The organism is Pseudomonas farsensis (assembly GCF_014268805.2).
Taxonomy (GTDB): Bacteria; Pseudomonadota; Gammaproteobacteria; order Pseudomonadales; family Pseudomonadaceae; genus Aquipseudomonas; species Aquipseudomonas farsensis.
Map to the genome: position 1 here is coordinate 208,698 of NZ_JABWRF020000003.1, position 20,378 is coordinate 229,075.

Below are 20,378 nucleotides of genomic sequence, written 5' to 3' on the forward strand. Positions count from 1 at the left end.
ATGATAGAGAGTTGTGGCGAGCGGGCTTGCCCCGCGTTGGGCTGCGCAGCAGCCCTGAAAACCCAAGGTAATCCCTGGGCTGCGGCGCAGCCCAACGCGGTGCAAGCCCGCTCGCCACAAGGAGATATGTCTGGCGGGAACAGGCTTGTACAAACCATAGAATCTCCCACGCAGCCCGCGCGTGCTTGATCTTGCGCCAACATTGCGGTGATGGAGAAATACCTGTCGCGCAGGGGTAAGGCCGGGGTGCCCAGCCGGTGTTAGGGTTTGTCCTCAGGCCCGGTTCATCCGAGCGCGTCATCCACATCGAGAACCCACGCCCCGCATGGAAATACGCCTGCTGCATGGCGCTGCCATCGCGCCTTATATCGATGACCTCGCTCGCCTGCGCCTGACGGTGTTCCGCGAGTTCCCCTTCCTCTATGACGGCACACAGGCCAACCAGGCAGAATACCTGGCAAGCTACGCCCAATCCGGGCGCAGCCTGGTAGTGCTGGCGCTGGACGAAGGCCGAGTGGTCGGCGCCTCCGCAGGCCTGCCCCTGGTCGACGAAAGCCCAGAGTTCCAGCAACCCTTTCTGGCCCAGGGCCGCGACCCTGCCAGCGTGTTCTATTTTGGCGAGTCAGTGCTGCTGCCGGCCTATCGCGGCCAAGGGCTTGGCGTTCGCTTTTTCATCGAGCGCGAGTCCTACGCACACAAACTGGCCGAATTCGACTACTGCGCCTTCTGCGCCGTCGAACGCCCGGCCGGGCACCCACGCCGTCCACAGGACTACAAGCCACTGCACGGCTTCTGGCGCAACCGCGGCTTCCTGCATGAGCCATCGCTGCGCACCTCCTACAGCTGGCGCGACCTGGACGAGCGCGAGCAGTCGGCCAAGATCATGTCGTTCTGGCTCAAACCACTACCGGCCTGAAGGCCGCCGGCAGGGCATTGCACAGGGGAGGCTGCAAGCGGCAGATCGCCCGGTTTTTTCTGACCCCGAAGTCCGGTTCCGCCGCCCGGCAGCACAGGCTTCGAGCGGGTGCCGAAAGCTTGGAATTTAGGCTAGAATGCACGGCCTCTAAGCACACCCCTTCCCTGAGGCTGTCCCGACGATGTTGATCCTGCGCGGCGCTCCTGCCCTTTCTGCCTTTCGCCACGGTAAATTACTCGAGCAACTGAGCCAGAAAGTCCCCGCTGTTACTGGTTTGTATGCCGAATTCGCCCACTTCGCCGACGTTGACGGCGAGCTGACCGCCGACCAGCAGCAGGTGCTGGGGCGTCTGCTCAAGTACGGCCCGAGCGTGCCGGTGCAGGAGCCCAACGGGCGCCTGTTCCTGGTCGTTCCGCGCCTGGGCACTATCTCGCCGTGGGCGAGCAAGGCCAGCGACATCGCCCACAACTGCGGCCTGCAGTCGATCCAGCGCCTTGAGCGCGGTATCGCCTACTACGTTGCCGGCAGCCTCAGCGATGCTGACGCACACGCCATCGCCGCCGAGCTGCACGACCGCATGACCCAGCGCGTGCTGGCCAGGCTCGAAGACGCAGCCGATATGTTCAGCCACGCCCAGCCGCGCCCGATGACTTCGGTCGATGTGCTCGGCGGTGGCCGCGCAGCGCTGGCGCAAGCCAACGTCGACCTGGGCCTGGCCCTGGCCGAAGACGAGATCGACTACCTGGTCGAGGCCTTCCAGGGCCTCAAGCGCAACCCGAACGACATCGAGCTGATGATGTTCGCCCAGGCCAACTCCGAGCACTGCCGCCACAAGATCTTCAACGCCAGTTGGGACATCGACGGCCAGGAGCAGGAAAAAAGCCTGTTCGGCATGATCAAGAACACCTACCAGATGCACAGCGAAGGCGTGTTGTCCGCTTACAAGGACAACGCCTCGGTCATCGTCGGTAGCGTTGCTGGTCGCTTCTTCCCGAATCCTGAAACCCGCCAGTACGGCGCGGTGCAGGAGCCGGTGCACATCCTGATGAAGGTCGAGACGCACAACCACCCGACCGCCATCGCCCCGTTCTCCGGCGCCTCCACCGGCTCCGGTGGCGAAATCCGTGACGAAGGCGCGACTGGCCGTGGCGCCAAGCCCAAGGCCGGCCTCACCGGCTTTACCGTGTCCAACCTGCGCATCCCTGGCTTCGAACAGCCTTGGGAGCAGGCCTACGGCAAACCTGAGCGCATTGTCGATGCCCTCGACATCATGATCGAAGGCCCGCTGGGCGGCGCTGCGTTCAACAACGAGTTCGGTCGCCCGGCCCTGACCGGCTACTTCCGTACCTTCGAGCAACGCATCAATACCCCCCACGGCGAAGAAGTGCGCGGCTACCACAAGCCGATCATGCTCGCCGGCGGCATGGGCAACATCCGTGAAGACCACGTGCAAAAGGCCGAGATCACCGTTGGCGCCAAGCTGATCGTGCTCGGTGGCCCGGCCATGCTGATCGGCCTGGGCGGCGGCGCTGCTTCGTCGGTGGCTACCGGCGCAAGCTCTGCAGACCTGGACTTCGCATCGGTCCAACGCGAAAACCCGGAAATGGAACGCCGCTGCCAGGAGGTCATCGACCGCTGCTGGCAGCTGGGCGATGCCAACCCCATCGCGTTCATCCACGACGTCGGCGCCGGTGGTATTTCCAACGCCTTCCCGGAGCTGGTCAACGACGGTGGCCGTGGTGGCCGCTTCGAACTGCGCAACGTGCCCAACGACGAGCCGGGCATGGCCCCGCACGAAATCTGGAGCAACGAATCGCAGGAACGCTACGTGCTGGCGGTCAGCGCCGAAGACTTCGAGCGCTTCCAGGCGATCTGCGAGCGCGAGCGCTGCCCGTTCGCGGTAGTCGGTGAGGCCACGGCAGAGCCGCACCTGACCGTTACCGACAGCCACTTCGACAACACCCCGGTGGACATGCCGCTGGACGTGCTGCTGGGCAAGCCGCCGCGCATGCACCGTTCGGTCACCCGTGAAGCCGAGCTTGGCGATGATTTCGACCCAAGCGGGCTGGACCTCAAGGACTCGGTCGAGCGCGTTTTGCGCCACCCGGCCGTGGCCAGCAAGAGCTTCCTGATCACCATCGGCGACCGGACCATCACTGGCCTCGTTGCCCGCGACCAGATGGTCGGCCCGTGGCAGGTGCCGGTGGCCGACTGCGCCGTGACCGCCACCAGCTTCGACGTCTACACAGGTGAAGCCATGGCCATGGGCGAGCGTACTCCGCTGGCCCTGCTCGACGCCCCGGCGTCCGGGCGCATGGCGATTGGCGAGGTACTGACCAACCTGGCCGCTGCACGTATCGACAAGATTTCCGACATCAAGCTGTCGGCCAACTGGATGTCGGCTGCCGGCCACCCCGGTGAAGACGCGCGTCTGTACGACACCGTCAAGGCCGTGGGTATGGAGCTGTGCCCGGAGCTGGGCATTACCATTCCGGTCGGCAAAGACTCGATGTCGATGAAGACCCAGTGGAACGAAGCGGGCACCGACAAGAGCGTAACCTCGCCGATGTCGCTGATCATCACCGGCTTTGCACCCGCTACCGACGTGCGTAAAACCCTTACCCCGCAACTGCGCATGGACAAGGGCGAAACCGACCTGATCCTGATCGACCTGGGCCGCGGGCAGAACCGCATGGGCGCCTCGATCCTGGCGCAGACCCACGCCAAGCTTGCCAGCGCGGCCCCTGACGTGGACGACGCCGAAGACCTCAAGGCGTTCTTCGCCGTGATCCAGGGCCTCAACGCCGACGGCCACCTGCTGGCCTACCACGACCGTTCCGACGGCGGCCTGATGACCACCGTGCTGGAAATGGCCTTTGCCGGCCACTGCGGCCTGGAGCTTGAACTCGATACCCTGACCAGCAAGGCCGAGAAAATCGCGGCCATTCTGTTCAACGAAGAGCTCGGCGCGGTTATCCAGGTTCGCCAGGATGCCACCCCGGACGTGCTGGCGCAGTTCAGTGCCGCGGGCCTGGGCGAAGATTGCGTCGCAGTGATCGGCCAGCCGATCAACAACAGCGAAGTGCTGATCAAGTTCGAAGGTAAAGAGCTGTTCAAGGGCGACCGTCGTACCTTGCAGCGCCAGTGGGCCGAGACCAGCTACCAGGTCCAGCGCCTGCGTGACAACGCCGACTGCGCCGACCAGGAATTCAACCTGCTGCTCGAAGAAGAAAACCCGGGGCTGTCGGTCAAGCTCGGCTTCGACGTCAATGACGACATCGCCGCGCCGTACATCAAGAAGGGCGTGCGCCCGCAAGTGGCGATCCTGCGCGAGCAGGGCGTCAACGGCCAGGTCGAGATGGCTGCCGCCTTCGACCGCGCAGGCTTTGCCGCCATCGACGTGCACATGAGCGACATCCTTGCCGGTCGTGTTGACCTCGAAGCGTTCAAGGGCCTGGTGGCCTGCGGCGGCTTCTCCTATGGCGACGTGCTTGGTGCTGGCGAAGGCTGGGCCAAGTCGGCGCTGTTCAACGCCCGTGCCCGTGATACCTTCCAGGCCTTCTTCGAGCGCACTGACAGCTTCGCCTTGGGCGTGTGCAACGGTTGCCAGATGATGTCCAACCTGCACGAGCTGATCCCTGGCACCGAGTACTGGCCGCACTTCGTGCGCAACCGCTCGGAGCAGTTCGAGGCGCGCGTGGCCATGGTCGAGGTGCAGAAATCCAACTCGATCTTCCTGCAGGGCATGGCCGGTTCGCGCATGCCGATCGCCATCGCCCACGGTGAAGGCCATGCCGAGTTCGCCAGCGAAGAGGCACTGCTCGAAGCCGACCTGTCCGGTTGCGTGGCGATGCGTTTCGTCGACAACCATGGCAAGGTCACCGAGGCCTACCCAGCCAACCCGAACGGCTCGCCGCGCGGTATCACCGGCCTCACCAGCCGCGATGGCCGTGTGACCATCATGATGCCGCACCCTGAGCGTGTGTTCCGCGCTGTGCAGAACTCCTGGCGCCCGGATGAGTGGCAGGAAGATGCCGCGCTGATGCGTATGTTCCGCAATGCGCGGGTGTGGGTGAACTAAGGGCGTGTACAAACTCGCCTTCTTTGTCCCCGACAGCCATGTCGAGGTGGTCAAGGCCGCTGTGTTCGCCGCTGGCGGCGGGCGCATCGGCGCTTATGAGCACTGCGCCTGGCAAGTGCTCGGCCACGGCCAGTTTCGCCCAATGCACGGCAGCCAGCCGTACCTTGGGCAGGCGGGTGAGGTGGAGCGGGTCGAGGAGTGGAAGGTCGAGTTGGTCGTGGCCGATGAGCTGATTGTTCAGGTCGTTGCCGCGCTCAAACAGAGCCACCCTTATGAAGCACCGGCTTATGAGGTCTGGCCGCTGGCCGATTTCTGAGGCATATCTCACCCACCCCGCGCTTGGCATTGGGATCGAAGCATCCCCTGCTGAACGCTGGAAGATAGACAGTTGTGGCGAGCGGGCTTGTCCCGCGTTGGGCTGCGCAGCAGCCCTGAGGGTTACCCTTGGGTTTTAGGGCTGCTGCGCAGCCCAACGCGGGGCAAGCCCGCTCGCCACGAGAGATATGTCTGGCGATGGAATCTCCCACGCAGCTAAAACCTGCATGGGAGATTCTTTGGCCTTGTGCAAGCCTGCGATGAGGCCGGTGCAGGGGTTCAAAGAACCCCGCGATGCACTCAGGCCGTACCTATTTCCCCGCCATCAAGCCGCTGGATCACCACGGTCGAGGAGCGTGGGCGCACCTTGCTGCCGGCAGGCGTGACGTCGGTTGCAACGTCCGTGGACGGCCAGTTCTGCGGGTGCTGGATATTGACGAACAGCGTCTTGTTGTCGGGGGTGAAGGTTAGCCCGGTGACTTCGCAGCCGGTGGGGCCGACGAAGAAGCGCCGCAGGTCCGCCTGGTTCTGCGCATTCACGGGCACTTGCTTGCCGTTGGCATCCACCAGGTCGGTCGGGATCACGGCCAGCAACTGGTCGTTGGTATAGCGGGTCACGCTTTCTTCGCTATTGTCGGTCTCGATCCACAACACGCCACGGCTATCGAAGCTCATGCCGTCGGGGCTGGCGAACTGGTTCATTTCGGTCAGGCCGGAGCGGTTGATATCGGCCGCGCCATCGGCGTTGGCGCCGAAAACAAAGATGTCCCAGTTGAAGCGCTGCTGATCCTCGCTGTCGTGCCAGCGGATGATGTGGCCATGGCGGTTGGGGCCGCGTGGGTTGGCCTTGTCGGTTTTGTCCGGGCTGCGCGCGCTGTTGTTGGTCAGGGTCAGGTAGGCGTCGCCGTTGAGCGGGTTGACGGCGGTCCACTCGGGGCGGTCCATGGGCGTGGCGCCCACGGCATCGGCAGCGCCACGGGTGTTGATGATGATGCCCGGGAGGTCGCCAAACAGCGCGCCCAGGGGCTTGCCGTCGCGGGTCGGCGTGGTGATATCCAGCAGCAGCCAGTCGCCACTGCCGTCGGCGTTGAAGCGCGCGACGTACAGCTTGCCTTTGTCCAGGTACTTGGTGCCGGTGGCAAGGCGGTCGGGGGCCTTGGCGTCGGCCGGGTCCCACAGGGCGTCGGAGACGAACTTGTACAGGTATTCGTTGTTGGAGTCGTCGCCGGTGTACCAGACCAGCGGCTTGCCCGCCACCGCCAGGCCCGGGCAGCAACCTTCATGGCGCATGCGCCCCAGCGCCGTGCGTTTTACCGCGCGGGTGGCGCTGTTGTACGGGTCGATCTCGACGATATAGCCGTAGGTGCTGGCTTCGTTGCGGTAGTCGTCGCTGGCACTGGCGCCGGACGGGGTGATGTCGAAGCGGGCGAATTCGTCGTCGAACTCGCTGGCATCACCGGCGGCGCTTTCCCAGCGGTACTGGCTGGCGCCGGTGGCAACACCGATGCGCACCTGGTCGGCAGGGCGGGGGGCGTTATTGACGAAAATACCCGGCCAGTTCTCCTCGCACGTCAGGTACGTACCCCATGGGGTATAGCCATTGCCGCAGTTGTTGTTGGTGCCTCGGCACTCGACCCCGGTGGGTGAGAAGCGCGTGCGTACATGCTCGGTGCCGCGCAGGGGGCCGGCGATATCCATCACCGTGGCGGTGGTGAAACGCCGGTTCAGCGGGTCGTTGTCGACCACCTGCCATCGCCCGCCGACCTTGCGGATACGGATCACGCCTGCGCCGTGGGCGTTGATTTCCTTGCGCACTTCTTCGGCCGGCCGCTGGCCGCTCAGGGCGTTGGTCGGGCCGTTGGGGTGCAGCGCTGCGGTATCGATGTACTCGAAATTGATCGCCAGCAGGCCGTCGTCGGAGCTGCCGTCGATGGGGAAGAAGCGCATGCCGTCGTGGTGCATGCCCATGGCGTTGGCCTGGTCGCTGGCGCTGTTGCTGCCATCGGCCAGCCACGGCCTGCCGCTGCTGTTGATCGGCGTGCCCCAGGGCGCCAGCACGTGGGCGCTGTAGCCGGGGGCGATAGCGCAGGCATCGGTGCGCGAACCCTTGATCGAGGCAAAGCCGAGCTTGGGTTTGGCTGACGCAGGCGGGGCAGGTGGTTTGCCAGGCGACAGATCGAGACAGCCGCCAAGGCCTGCACCAGCAATCATGGCGATGGCCGCCCCAAGGCTGCCGCGGATTACGCTGCGCCGGCTCAGGTAGGCGTCCATGACGCTTGCCATCGGCGGGTTGGCGGAACGGTTGCGGTCCAGGTTATCGCCGCTGTCTCGACTCATCAGGTGTCCTTTCTAGTAGGTTTGTGCGCAGGGGAAAGACTGTAAAGCGCAAATATGATGTTTAGGTTGCTGGAGGGGGCATTAGCCCCCCCCGCACTTCAGGCCCGGGCAGTGGTCGGCTGCCCGGGCTGTTCTGCTTACGGCTTGGCGTCTATTTTCGAGGCCAGTTGCGCGCTGCGGTCGTAACCGCTGGTGCGCAGCAGGCCAAGGTCGAGGGCGTTTTCGCCTTCGGCCGCGCCTTTGCTTTTGAGGCTGTCCAGCACCGCCGTGCCGAGGTCTACCGGCGCATTGCTGACGTCGAACGACACATCGCGGCGATAGTCGCGCCCGCTCAGGGTTTCACGGCTGACATCGCTGCCACCCAAGTCGACTGCACCTTCGGCGGATTTCAACGCGGCCCCAACCAAGCGTGTATCGCCGCCGACTTTGAGGTCGATGCCTTGAGCGCCGCTCAAGGTGGTCTGGCGAGCCACGGTGTCGCGCTGTTGCTGGCTGACATCCGCCTTCAACGTCGGCGACAAGCCAGGCTCTGTTCGGGCCAGGGCCTTGCCGGCTTTCTCCTGCACCTTGCCAGCGGCAGGGCCGGCCAGCGATGAGACGGCATTGATATGGCCTTGCGGGTTTTTCTCCTGGCTCAGGCGCCCATCGACATTGACCGTCAAGCTGTCGATGCGGTCTTTGCGGCTGGCCACCAGCAGGTCGCCGCCGACAGTGCCACTGATGCGCTCGGCATCAAGCTTGGCGCCTTCGATGCGGGTGTCGCCGCGGCTGTTGATGTCGATCTGGTCGGCGCGCAGGGTGCTGTCGCTCCAGCTCTGGTTATCGCGCTTGTCCAAGGCCACTTGCACCCGGCCATGCAGGCCACGGATATCCTGATCGGCCGTTTCCCCGCGGTTGAGCTTGAAACCGGCCCCCGCACTGATGTCGCGGTTGTCGTAGCGCTCGTGCTGGTTGGACGCCTCTACCTGCAGGCCGCCGTTGCGGGCGGTCAGGCCGATTGATGCGGCATTGGCCTGCAGCCCTTGAACCTGCAGTGCGATGTCCTCGCGGGCAAGGCTGGTGAGCTGCAGTGCCTGCTTGGCGGTGAACTGTGCATTCACCGCCTGGCTTGCGTTTTCATCTACCTTGGCGCTCGTGGCATGGCCGCCCACGCCACCACCCTTGCCTGTGCCTGCGGTGCCCGCCATCTCGACACCGCCGCCGAGTGTGTCGCCCACGGCTTCGTGGCTGTCGTTGGCGGCCAGCACTTTCAATACGCCGTCGCTGTGCAGGTTGATATGACCGCCCGCGTCAATGCGGGTGCCTTCCAGGGTGAGGTCACCGCTGCTGACCACCTCTACCGGGCCCTTGGCGACGATGCTGCCGACCTGGGCCTTGCTGTCGTCGCTTTGGTACGTACTGTGGTCGGCATAGGCGCGTACGTCGGCACCGGTGCTGCCAGGGCGATTACCGCCTTTGGCCCAAAGGCTGGTGTCGAGCTGGGTTTTGCTGTGGTGGGTGTGGTCATGGGCTGCGTCCAGCGTCAGGGTGCCGGCGCCGGTCACCTTGACCGCGCCGTCGCCGCCGTCCATGCGGGTGCCTTCGTAGCGCCCGTCACTGCCCAGTTGCACCTGTATACCGGTCTGGCCGCTCAGGCTGCCAGGGCGGGCGAGGCGGGTGGTTTGGTTATCGTCCAGGGTGGCGTACTTGCCTTCGACGCGAGCGTTGATATCTTCACCGGTGCTGGTGTCTACCCGCAGGCCCCCAGCGATATCGGTACGTTGCACGCGCGTGCTCTGCTGGTCTTGGGCTGCCAGCAACTGGTGCTCGTTGGCGTCGATCTGCAGCTGCCCGGCAGTGCCTGTGTATTGGGTGCCCTGGTCTTCTATACGCCCCGCCTGGATGTGGGTGCTGGTACCACTAAAAGAGGCAGGCTGTGCGGTACTGCTGGTGTCGGCCTGCGTCCGAGCCAGATGCCCGACGGTAGCATCGGCGCCTACGCTGGGTGGCGCCATGGCATCCTCGACGCCGGCCTGCTGGAAGCGCGCACCTTCACGGCCCTCGACCAGGCGCTCGATCGGCCGGGAGATATCCCGGTACTCGATGCTTGCGCCCAGGCTGCCTTGCCAGTTGCTGGTGGACTCTTCGCGTTCATGGGTGTCGGCAGCGGCGCGGTTTTCGATGTGCTCGGCGTTCACCAGCAATTGGCCCTCGGCGTTCACCTTGGCGCCTTCGGTCGCCAGATGGGGGGTGTCGATAAGCAGGTTACCGCTGGCGCTCAGCTCGCTGCGCCGAGCACTGCCAGTGCTTTCGCGCAGGTCGGTCTGGTTGCGGTGGCCCTCGAAAGCGCTGCCGACCCGGTCGATGCCGCCGGTTACCGCCAGGTCGCCGCCGCTGATGGTGGTTTTTGTTTGGCTTTGCTGGGTGTCCTGCGCCGCGTTCAGCTCGACCTTGGGCGCCTTGAGTGTCAGGTCGCCTGCGGTGGCCTTGACCTGTGCTGCATTGGCCACCAGCCGGGTATCGCTGCGCACGTCGACCTTCGCCCCGCTCAGGGTACTGGCGACTTGTTCAGTGGCTGACTGGTGCTGCTCGCGGTTCTCGACCTGGTAGCCGACCTTGGCGTCGTACTGCCGCGAACCGGGCTTGCCATCCTGGGCTTGCTGGGTCTGGCTCGCGCTGGCGGTGAGGGAGCGCTGCTGGTTGTTTTGTGTGTGGCTGCTGGTGGCTTCGGCGCTGTCCAGGTGCACGTCGCCTTTGGCGGTGACTTCGAGCGCCTGCCCGGCGGCCACCTGGGCGCCTTTGAGGCTCAGCTCCCCGGCACTGGCCAGGCGCAGGTTGGTGCTGGAGCGCACATCGCTGACCAGAACCTGCTGCGTGTCGCTGTTGTTCTCGCTGCGGCTGCCCAGCAGGCCGAAGAGCTGGCTGTCACTGGTGGTGTCCTGCGACCGGCGTGTGCTTTGCGCTGCGCCCACCTCAAGCCCGGCCTTGTCGCTGTAGAGCACGGCATCGCCGGCGCTGCTGACCGAGCTGCCCTTGATGGCCATGCTATCGGCGCTGACCGTCAGCTTGCCCTCGGCCCTTACCGTGCTGCCGACGGCCTGGCTGCCTTGGGTGTCGTTGCCCTTGCGGTCGCCGAAGAATGTGCCGGAGACCAGGTCGCCACGGTAGTCACGCTTCTGGCCGCTGTCCTGCATCGCCTGTTCGCCCACCTCTACCTGCGCGGCCTGCAGTTGCATGTCGCCCTGGCTGCTGAGGTTGCTGGCGCTGATTTTCAGCTGTTTGCCGGCCGTTGCGGTCAGGTTGCCGGCTTCAAGCGAGCTGCCGTTGGCGCGTTCGGTGTACTGCTCGCTGTCGCTGTCGCCGCGCCACAGGTGCTTGCGGTGGCGAACCTGTTCCTGGACCTTGCTGCTGTCGACACCTGCCGAAATGTCGAGGTTGCCTTCACTGTGCAACGCCAACGTAGTGCCCGCCTTGAGCTTGGCGGCGGTCATCTGCAGGTCGCCACCGGAATCCAGGCTGAGGCCTTCGTTCGCTTGCAGCGCGGTGCCTTGCTGGGTGCTGTCGGTTTGCGTGCGGTCGCGGCTGTAAGTCTCGGTGGTGACGAACCACCAGCGTTTGTCCCAGGCCTCACGGTCCTTCTTCACCTGCTCTCGGGTCTTGGCGTTGAGTACCAGCTTCTGCCCGGCCTTGGCCTTGATTTTTTTCGCCTTGGCCTGGGTGCCGGTGAATTCCAGGTCGCCTGCCGAGCTGATACTCAGTTCGTCGTCGCTGAACAGCTCGACGTCGCCCACCTGCACCCCGGCGCCTTCTGCGGTGCTGATCACGCGGATGCGCCCGGCGCGCATGGCACCGAACAGCCTGGCATCAATGCTCGACGGGGTGCCGGGCAGGTGCTGCAGCACTTCGCCGCTGGCGGCGTCGATACGGTTGCGCCCGAGGGTAAAGGTGGCGACCCCTTCGTTTTTCAGCGGGCCCTCGATGTGCACGCGCGGTGCGATCAGGTCCAGTGCGCCTTTAAGGTTGCTCAAGCCGCCAGCCTGCACGTGCAAGATGCCCTCGGCGTTCAAGGTGTCGAGGTATTTGATGCGCTGGTCTTCGATCACCGGGGTGCCTACCAGAAAGCCGGCCTGGGTGTTATTGATGAAACTGCCACCATTGATGGTGATGCCGTTGGGGTTGGCGAGAATGTAATCGGCTGGGCGACCGAGAATCTCTTGCGGGCCTTGGATCAACGAAGCCTGGCGGCTGATCACCTCGTTCAGGATGATGGCGGCAGCCTGGCCGTGGAACTGTGGGTTGGCCTGCAGGACGCTGCCGGTGAGCACCGACTGCCCGGCCTGTAGGGCGTTGTTCAGCACCAGGCCCTGCGAGTCGACGTTGTAGGCCTGGTACTGGTTATGGGAAAGGCCAGTGGCGTTTGGCGGCACGATGTTGACTACCGGCACGCCATTGGCATCGCTGACAATGGGCGTGCCGCCCGGGCCGGTACTGGGTTGCAGGCCTTCGCTGGCCTGCAGGGCAGGAGGGGCGAACAGGCACAGCAGGATGGCCAGGCGCAGAGGGTCGGGGCGCAAGAGGCTGGGTGGGGTGTGATGATTCACGTTGGTTTCCTTTCTTTTTGTGGGTGAATCAGAGTTCCAGGGTCCACTCAAGGCCCCAGAAACCGGGTTCGAGCGCCTTTCGCGCGCGGTCGCTGGCGTACAGCGCGCGCTGGTAGTCGAGGCGGATGCGATTGCTTGGCAGGGTCAGTTCCAGGCCGATGGCACTGCCGGCCAGGCGTTGTGAGGGGGCATTGCGTTGGAGCTGGGCCCAGCCCAGGTCCAGGCCGAGGTAGGGGCGCAACTGCACGGTGGGCGATGACGGCAGGTTGAAGGGGTAGCTCAGGGTGTTGCGCCAGACCGCGCCCCTTGAGCCGGCTACGGCATGCTGGCGTACGCCGCGCACACTGTTGTTGTCATTGAGCGACAACTGCTCGACGGTGGGCAGGTAGTCGCGGCTGTATTGCAGGTTCAGTTCGCTCTGCCAGCGCCATGGCCGTTGCGGTGGTGCCTGGGCCAGGTACAGCAGGCTGGCGCGGTACTTGCGAAAGTCCGGTTGCGGGGCGCCGCGCCCGACGGCTGCGTGGTCGGCGCCCAAGGCGTCGAGGCCTTGAGCCAGGCCCAACGAGGCGCTCCACACGCCATGCTCGAGCCACAACAGGTTGAGCCCTGCATCAAGGGTGGTGAGCGCGTCGGTTTGCAGTTGAACCCGCAGCCCCGAGACTTCGTTGATCAGCCGCTTGCTCTCCAGGCGCATGCCGGCGCTGAGCATGCCCTGCTGGCTGCGCCACAGCACGCGCTCTGCACCCAGCGCATTGAAACGGCTGCCGCCGCTGGCTAACTGCCCGGCTGGCAAGGGTGAGCGGTAGCTCAACTGGCTGCTGCTGAGGGTGAAGCTCCAGGGGCCGTAAGGGATGTTGTAGTACAGGCTTACGCCCTGGCTTTGGCCGGGGGGCTGGAGCACGGTCGACGACAGCGACAGGCGCAGGTCGTCATTGAGCCCCAGCGGGCTGTCCACGCCGAGCCCAAGGTTAAGGCGATGGCGCCCGGTGAGCTCGCTGCCGCGGTTGTCGAAACGCCCTTCCAGGTGCACGCGCCTGCCGACTTTGTGCGGGGTGATGGCTATTTGGGTGGCACCACGGCCCTGGCCGGGGATCAGGTCGGCGGTGAGGTCATAGGCGCGCAGGCGGTTGAGCTGGTCGAGGCCCTGCTCCAGGTCGGGCAGGTGCAAGGGCTGGCCGAGCAGTTTCGGGAAGGCACCCCGTAACGACAGCGGGGCGGTATCGGTCAGCTCGATGGACTCAACGTAGCCTTCGTCAATGAGAATATCCAGCGGTTGGTCGGCCTGAGGGATTTTTCGCAAGTAAGGGCGGGCCAACGGGTAGCCCGCTTCGACGTAACGCGCGGTGAGCGCTCGCAGCAGCCGGTTGATGGCGGTAACGCCCATGCAGGCTGGCAGCAGCGGGTGCAGTTTGCGCTTCAGCTCGCTGGCTGATAGCCGCCGATTGCCCGTCAGGCGTAGCCCGGAAACCGGCAGGCAGGGCTCTATGGCGCCGTCGGGCGACGGCCCCTCAGGCGTGCGGGTGGTGGGTAACTGGCGCTCCCAACGCTGCAAGCGCTGTTGTTGTTCCAGTTGTTCGGTTGCCTGGCGCTGCTCGCGCAGTTGCTGGCTGGCAGGGTTTGCGCCGTGGGCGATGGGCAAGCAGACGAGGGTCGACAGCAGGCCGGCGACGAAGAGTTTCAGGGCAGGTTTGAGCATGGAAAATCCCGCAATGCGTGTACGAATCAGGTACTCGATTGCGTGGATTTTATGGCTTTGACCAGTCGGCTGAATGCGGTCCCGTGCCCTGTTGGGCGTAGGACAAAGGCAAGAAGGGTGTAGGGGATTTCTTGGCGGAGAGACCGGGAATCAGCAGGCGCTCAGGGCCGGGGCATTCAAGGCAGCGCTGTCATGGCCTGATTTCAATCAACGTGCCGTCCTTCACCAGGCTCCACACTTCGCGCATGTCGGCGTTACGCATGGCGATGCAGCCTTCGGTCCAGTCCAGGGTGTGGAAGTACCACTCCGGGTATTCCTCGTCGAGGGGCGTGCCATGGATCATGATCATGCTGCCGGCGCTTACCCCTGCACGCCGCGCCTTGGCGGCGTCGGTGATGTTCGGGTAGGAGATGTGCATGGCCAGGTTGTAGCGGCTGCTGGCCTTGCGCCAATCGAGCCAATACAGGCCTTCTGGGGTTTTCTTGTCGCCCTCGCGCTCCTTGGCGCCCTTGGGCTGCTTGCCCAGGGAAATGCGGTAGGTCTTGAGCGGCTCGCCACGGCTGATCAGTTGCAGGCGCCGTTCGGACTTGAGCACCAGCACCTTGTCGATCGCCTGCAACTGCGGGCTGGGCGTGGCCGGGGCGGCAGGCTGCACGGCCGATTGTGGCTTGCGGATGATGGTTTCGGTGAAGGCTGCTTGCGACACCGAGGCGACACTTAGGCAGAAAAGGGCAAGCAACCAGCGCATGAAACCGTATCCCTGAAACTTGAGTTAAGTTGGCGACGAAACGTTCATCGGCGGCAGGTACTCGTGGCCTATGGGGTAGTGCTGCCGGATGCGGTCGCGATAGTAGCATTCTAGTGTGCGGGTGACGGTGCGAAAAGCCAGCTCCGCCCAAGGGATCTCGTGCTCCTCGAACAGGCGCACTTCCAGGCTCTCGACGCCCACGGCGAAGTTCAGGTCGGCAAGTTCTGCGCGAAAGAACACATGCACCTGGTCGATATGCGGCAAATCGAACAGTTGATAGAGGGCTGTTGCGCCCACGCGGGCGCAGGCTTCCTCTTCGGTTTCGCGACGGGCGGCGGCGTCGAGGGTTTCGCCGTTTTCCATGAAGCCTGCGGGTAAGGTCCAGAACCCTCGGCGTGGCTCGATGGCGCGCCGGCACAGCAGCACCTGGCTGCCCCAGGTTGGCAGCACCCCGGCGACGATATTGGGGTTCTGATAATGGATGGTATGGCAGTGGTCGCAGACATGGCGCAGGCGGCTGTCGCCCTCGGGGGTTTTCAGAGTGACGCTGTGGCCGCACGCGCTGCAGAATTTCATGCTTACATTCCTTTGGGGTCGGGCTATCTTGGCGCGCTCGGCCTGCTCACCGCAAGCGGCCAGCGGGCGGGGGGCTTGGGTGCCTCACGGCTTTTGGTGCATCATGCACGGCAGGCTTTGGATACGAGAGTGCGCAATGCTGGACGAGCTTCTTCGCCGAATGAGCAACCACACCCCGGCTTCGCTGGAGGTGGACCGGCGCTTCCCGGAGGCGGCGGTATTACTGCCCATCACCCGTAGCGAAGAACCGCAGCTGGTGCTCACGCTGCGCGCCAAGGGCCTGTCGACCCACGGCGGCGAAGTGGCGTTCCCCGGTGGCCGGCGCGACCCCGAAGACCCGGACCTGGTGTTTACGGCCCTGCGCGAAGCCGAAGAAGAAATCGGCTTGCCGCCGGGCCTGGTCGAGGTGATCGGCCCGCTCAGCCCGCTGATTTCGTTGCATGGGCTCAAGGTGACGCCGTTCGTCGGCTTGATCCCGGATTACGTCGAGTACCGCGCCAATGATGCAGAAATCGCGGCGGTGTTCACCGTTCCGCTGGCGTTTTTCCGCCAGGACCCGCGTGACCACACCCACCGTATCGATTACCAGGGGCGCAGTTGGTATGTGCCCAGCTACCGCTACGAGGGTTATAAAATCTGGGGGTTGTCGGCGATCATGATCGTCGAGCTGGTCAACCTGCTGTACGACGCCGGCATCAGCCTGCATCAGCCGCCAGAGCGTTTCATCCAGAACTGAGCAGGGTTCACCCTGCCGCGCTGCGTTCAACCGTGAGGAACGACACATGAAATACCGCTTGGGCGACCTGCGCGTCGAGACCCACCCCAGCAGTTGGGCCGCGCCTACCGCCACGCTGATCGGCAAGGTGCGCCTGCAGGCGCGTGCCAGTGTCTGGTTTGGCGCGGTGCTGCGCGGTGATAACGAGCTGATCGACATCGGCGAGGACAGCAACGTCCAGGACGGCACGGTGATGCACACCGACATGGGTTCGCCGCTGACCTTGGGCCGCGGTGTGACCGTTGGCCATAACGCCATGCTGCATGGCTGCACGGTGGGCGACTACAGCCTGATCGGCATCAACGCGGTGATTCTCAACGGGGCACGCATCGGCAAGCATTGCATCATCGGCGCCAATGCGCTGATTCCCGAAGGCAAGGAAATCCCCGACGGTTCGTTGGTGATGGGCTCGCCGGGCAAAGTGGTGCGCGAACTCAGCGAGCAGCAGATGCGCATGCTCGAGGCCAGCGCTGCCCATTACGTGCACAACGCCCAGCGTTATGCCCGCGAGCTGGTGGCCGACGATGACTGACACCGCCCCCCGCGAACGGCCGGTGGCATCGCCTTGTGTCAGTGTCTGTGCGCTGGATGAGCAAGATATCTGCACCGGCTGCCAGCGTACGGTCGATGAGATCACCCGCTGGGGGAGCATGGATAACCAGCAGCGCCGCGCGGTGCTGACGCTATGCCATGAGCGGGCGGTGGCGGCGGGGCTGATGCTCGGCCTGTAGCCCAGGGCCATGCAATGGTTTACCCATGCCCGCGCTGGCGCTAATCTGTGCGGCTTGCCCAACGAACCCTTCGGCCCCATGTTCTATCTCATCGCCTATATCAGCAGCGTGGTGCTCATCAACTACGCCTTCTCCAGCGCTCCGCACCTGGACGTGATCTGGTCCGCCTGGGGCGGGCTGGTGTTCATCCTGCGCGACATGGTGCAGACCCGCTATGGCCATGGCGCGCTGGTGGCGATGCTGGCGGCGCTGGTGCTGTCCTATGTGACCTCGGAGCCGGCTATCGCGTTGGCCAGTGCCACGGCGTTCTTCATTTCCGAGCTGATTGACTGGCTGGTGTTCAGCGTCACCCGGCGCCCGCTGCGCGACCGGCTGTGGCTGAGTTCGGCGCTGAGCATTCCGGTGGACACCTTTATTTTCTTCGGCATGATTGGCGCGCTGACGCCCGTGGTGGTCGGCACGGCCATGGCCTCGAAGTTTGCCGGGGTGACGGCGGTATGGCTGATCATGGCCTGGCGCGCTCGGCGTGCGGTGGTTGTCGGCTGACCTTGCAGGTGCAGCGCGCTGCCACGCCGAGTGTTGGGGCACAGTTCCGTGCAGGCTTGTTATGGCCTCATCGCAGGCTGTCGCCAGCTCCCACGCAGGCCCTGCCCAACCGCAACATTGCTGGTGGGTGCCAATCCAGTGGGAAATGATAGACAGTTGTGGCGAGCGGGCTTGCCCCGCGTTGGGCTGCGCAGCAGCCCTGAAAACCCAAGGGGCTGCTGCGCAGCCCAACGCGGGACAAGCCCGCTCGCCACGAGGAGATATGTCTAGTGGGAACAGGCTTGTACAAAACCATAGAGTCTCCCACATGATCTGAGGCAGACCTCGATATTGTGGCTGAGAGCGGTCTTTGTGGGAGCTGGCGCCAGCCTGCGATTGGGTTATCTGCTGTAGCACAAAGCGCCAACAAACCCTCGCCCGGGTGTAGAATACCGGTCCTTTTTCAGCGGGCCGCGCCACGTGCCGCGCCGCCCCGGACGCCTTCGAGGACCTGAAATGACCCGTATCGGAACCCCATTGTCGCCGACCGCGACCCGTGTACTGCTGTGCGGCTGCGGCGAGCTGGGCAAAGAAGTGGTAATCGAACTGCAGCGTCTGGGCGTCGAAGTAATTGCCGTTGACCGCTACGCCGATGCCCCGGCCATGCAGGTCGCGCACCGCAGCCATGTGGTCAACATGCTCGATGGCGTTGCCCTGCGCGCCGTGATCGAGGCCGAAAAGCCGCATTATATCGTCCCTGAAATCGAAGCCATCGCCACCGCGACCCTGGTCGAGCTGGAAAGCGAAGGCTTCAATGTGGTGCCGACTGCCCGCGCCACTCAGCTGACCATGAACCGCGAAGGCATCCGCCGCCTGGCTGCCGAAGAGCTGGACCTGCCTACCTCGCCGTACCACTTTGCCGATACCTTCGAGGACTACAGCAAGGCGGTCGCCGACCTCGGCTACCCCTGCGTGGTCAAGCCGGTCATGAGCTCCTCGGGCAAGGGCCAGAGCCTGCTGCGCAGCGCCGCTGACCTGCAGCAGGCCTGGGACTACGCCCAGGAAGGCGGCCGCGCGGGCAAAGGCCGGGTGATCATCGAAGGCTTCATCGACTTCGAATACGAAATCACCTTGCTGACCGTGCGCCACGTCGGTGGCACCACGTTCCTTGCGCCGGTCGGTCACCGCCAGGAGAAGGGCGATTATCAGGAGTCCTGGCAGCCCCAGGCAATGAGCGCCAAGGCGCTGGCCGAGTCGCAGCGTGTCGCCCAGGCGGTCACCGATGCGTTGGGCGGCCGTGGCCTGTTTGGCGTTGAGCTGTTCGTCAAAGGTGATCAGGTGTGGTTCAGCGAAGTCTCGCCGCGCCCGCACGACACGGGCCTGGTGACGTTGATCTCGCAAGACCTGTCGCAGTTCGCGTTGCACGCCCGCGCCATTCTTGGCCTGCCGATCCCGGTAGTGCGCCAATTCGGCCCATCGGCCTCGGCGGTCATCCTGCCTGAGGGCAAGTCGCAGCAGACCAGTTTCGCCAACCTGGGCGCCGCCCTGAGCGAGCCGGACACTGCCATCCGCCTGTTCGGCAAGCCAGAAATCAACGGCACCCGCCGCATGGGCGTCTGCCTTGCCCGTGACGAGTCGATCGAAGCCGCCCGCGCCAAGGCCACCCGCGCAGCGCAGGCGGTCAAAGTCGAGTTCTAAGCGGCAATGCATCGCGGGGCAAGCCCGCTCCCACAAAAGCAGCCTTCATGCATGCTGTGGGAGCGGGCTTGCCCCGCGATGGTTTCAGCGCCTCAAAGCTCGTTATTGCGTGTCTCTTTCAGGCATAGCACGGCAATCAGGCTGATCACCGCCGCCGCCGACACATACCCCCCAACCCAGCTCAACCCACCCATGCTGACCAACTGCTGGGCAAAGAACGGTGCCGCCGATGCGCCGACGATGCCGCCCAGGTTGTAGGCCGCCGAAGCGCCGGTATAACGCACGTGGGTCGGGAACAGCTCAGGCAGCAACGCGCCCATCGGGGCGAAGGTTACCCCCATCAGGAACAGCTCGATGCTCAGGAACAGCGTCACCCCGGCGGTGGAGCCCGAGGTGAGCAGCGGCTCCATGGCAAAGCCCGAAGCAATCGCCAGCAGGGCGCCGGTGATCAGCACCGGCTTGCGCCCGTAGCGGTCGCTGAGCCAGGCCGACAATGGTGTGGCCAGGGCCATGAACACCACGGCGAAGCACAGCATGCCGAGGAAGGTCTGGCGGCTGTAGCCCAGGGTATTCACCCCGTAGCTCAGCGAGAACACCGTCGAGATATAGAACAGCGCATAGCACACCACCATCGCCGCCGCGCCCAGCAGGGTTGGCAGCCAGTACTGGGCGAACAGCTCGACCACCGGCAGCTTGACGCGCTCCTGGCGCGCCACGGCCTTGGCGAACACTGGGCTTTCTTCAAGCTTCAGGCGAACGTACAGGCCGACCAGCACCAGCGCTGCGCTGAGCAGGAACGGGATGCGCCAGCCCCACTCGCGGAACTGCTCGTCACTGAGCACTAGGGCCAGTGTCAGGAACAGGCCGTTCGCGGCCAGAAAACCAATCGAGGGGCCCAGTTGCGGGAACATGCCGAACCAGGCGCGCTTGCCCTTGGGCGCATTCTCGGTGGCCAGCAGCGCCGCGCCGCCCCATTCACCGCCCAGGCCCAGGCCTTGGCCGAAGCGCAGCACGCAGAGGATGATCGGTGCCCAGATGCCAATGCTGTCATAGCCCGGCAGCACGCCGATCAGCGTGGTCGATACACCCATCAGCAGCAGCGAAGCCACCAACGTGGATTTTCGGCCAATACGGTCGCCAAAATGGCCGAACAGCGCCGAACCTAGCGGCCTGGCCAGGAAGGCGATGCCAAAGGTGATGAACGCCGCGAGCATCTGCACGGTGCCAGAACCCGACGGGAAGAAAATCGGCCCGATTACCAAGGCTGCAGCCGTGGCGTAGACGTAGAAATCGTAGAACTCGATGGCGGTGCCAATAAAACTGGCGGTAGCCACCCGCGCAGGCGAGTTGACCGGGGGCGCCTCGGCAGGTTCGGCGTAGGTGCTGCTGGAAGTCATTTT

14 protein-coding genes are annotated in these 20,378 nt (G+C 64.6%); 8 read left to right on the forward strand and 6 right to left on the reverse strand.

What is annotated here, in order from left to right:
* Nucleotides 1–325 precede the first annotated feature (325 nt).
* The 3 genes from HU719_RS17150 to HU719_RS17160 all read left to right on the forward strand — a co-directional run bounded on the left by HU719_RS17150 (nucleotide 326) and on the right by HU719_RS17160 (nucleotide 5,313).
* A complete protein-coding gene (locus tag HU719_RS17150; RefSeq protein ID WP_186523525.1) occupies nucleotides 326–916 on the forward strand; it encodes a GNAT family N-acetyltransferase in 591 nt (196 codons plus the stop codon).
* A gap of 181 nt (nucleotides 917–1,097) precedes the next feature.
* Nucleotides 1,098–4,997: a phosphoribosylformylglycinamidine synthase gene (gene purL / locus HU719_RS17155; RefSeq protein WP_186523526.1), complete on the forward strand. Its 3,900-nt coding sequence runs from the start codon at nucleotides 1,098–1,100 to the stop codon at nucleotides 4,995–4,997.
* Nucleotides 4,998–5,001: 4 nt separating this feature from the next.
* The gene (locus HU719_RS17160) at nucleotides 5,002–5,313 is read left to right on the forward strand and encodes a YqfO family protein (protein WP_186536306.1); all 312 of its coding nucleotides are present in this window, start codon (nucleotides 5,002–5,004) and stop codon (nucleotides 5,311–5,313) included.
* A 299-nt stretch (nucleotides 5,314–5,612) separates the two neighbouring features.
* Here HU719_RS17160 and HU719_RS17165 read toward each other — a convergent pair whose 3' ends face one another.
* From HU719_RS17165 to HU719_RS17185, 5 genes are all read right to left on the reverse strand, one after another.
* Nucleotides 5,613–7,649: a PhoX family protein gene (locus tag HU719_RS17165; RefSeq protein WP_186536307.1), complete on the reverse strand. Its 2,037-nt coding sequence runs from the start codon at nucleotides 7,647–7,649 to the stop codon at nucleotides 5,613–5,615.
* A 137-nt stretch (nucleotides 7,650–7,786) separates the two neighbouring features.
* A complete protein-coding gene (locus HU719_RS17170) occupies nucleotides 7,787–12,229 on the reverse strand; it encodes a hemagglutinin repeat-containing protein (protein WP_186536308.1) in 4,443 nt (1,480 codons plus the stop codon).
* A gap of 28 nt (nucleotides 12,230–12,257) precedes the next feature.
* On the reverse strand, nucleotides 12,258–13,925 hold the full coding sequence (locus HU719_RS17175) for a ShlB/FhaC/HecB family hemolysin secretion/activation protein (protein ID WP_186536309.1): 1,668 nt from the start codon (nucleotides 13,923–13,925) through the stop codon (nucleotides 12,258–12,260).
* Nucleotides 13,926–14,115: 190 nt separating this feature from the next.
* The gene (locus tag HU719_RS17180) at nucleotides 14,116–14,673 is read right to left on the reverse strand and encodes a L,D-transpeptidase family protein (protein WP_186521253.1); all 558 of its coding nucleotides are present in this window, start codon (nucleotides 14,671–14,673) and stop codon (nucleotides 14,116–14,118) included.
* A gap of 24 nt (nucleotides 14,674–14,697) precedes the next feature.
* Nucleotides 14,698–15,249, reverse strand: coding sequence for an NUDIX hydrolase (locus HU719_RS17185; protein WP_186536310.1), 552 nt, complete (start codon nucleotides 15,247–15,249; stop codon nucleotides 14,698–14,700).
* 136 nt (nucleotides 15,250–15,385) lie between these two features.
* Here HU719_RS17185 and HU719_RS17190 point away from each other — a divergent pair, with 136 nt between their 5' ends.
* The 5 genes from HU719_RS17190 (at nucleotide 15,386) to purT (ending at nucleotide 18,978) form a co-directional block, all read left to right on the forward strand.
* Entirely contained in the window at nucleotides 15,386–15,985 is a 600-nt protein-coding gene (locus HU719_RS17190; RefSeq protein ID WP_186521252.1) for a CoA pyrophosphatase, read from the forward strand.
* A 46-nt stretch (nucleotides 15,986–16,031) separates the two neighbouring features.
* Complete coding sequence (locus HU719_RS17195) at nucleotides 16,032–16,556, forward strand: gamma carbonic anhydrase family protein (protein WP_186521251.1); 525 nt, start codon at nucleotides 16,032–16,034, stop codon at nucleotides 16,554–16,556.
* Nucleotides 16,549–16,755 carry a DUF1289 domain-containing protein gene (locus tag HU719_RS17200; protein ID WP_186536311.1) on the forward strand — a complete coding sequence of 69 codons (207 nt, stop codon included), beginning with the start codon at nucleotides 16,549–16,551 and terminating at the stop codon, nucleotides 16,753–16,755. Before HU719_RS17195 ends, HU719_RS17200 begins: the two co-directional genes overlap by 8 nt.
* Before the next feature lie 78 nt (nucleotides 16,756–16,833).
* Nucleotides 16,834–17,301, forward strand: coding sequence for a 7-cyano-7-deazaguanine/7-aminomethyl-7-deazaguanine transporter (locus tag HU719_RS17205; RefSeq protein WP_186521258.1), 468 nt, complete (start codon nucleotides 16,834–16,836; stop codon nucleotides 17,299–17,301).
* A gap of 495 nt (nucleotides 17,302–17,796) precedes the next feature.
* Nucleotides 17,797–18,978 carry a formate-dependent phosphoribosylglycinamide formyltransferase gene (gene purT, locus HU719_RS17210; RefSeq protein ID WP_186536312.1) on the forward strand — a complete coding sequence of 394 codons (1,182 nt, stop codon included), beginning with the start codon at nucleotides 17,797–17,799 and terminating at the stop codon, nucleotides 18,976–18,978.
* A gap of 92 nt (nucleotides 18,979–19,070) precedes the next feature.
* Here the strand turns inward: purT and HU719_RS17215 are convergent, their stop codons facing one another.
* Nucleotides 19,071–20,375 carry an MFS transporter gene (locus HU719_RS17215; protein WP_186521246.1) on the reverse strand — a complete coding sequence of 435 codons (1,305 nt, stop codon included), beginning with the start codon at nucleotides 20,373–20,375 and terminating at the stop codon, nucleotides 19,071–19,073.
* Nucleotides 20,376–20,378 lie beyond the last annotated feature (3 nt).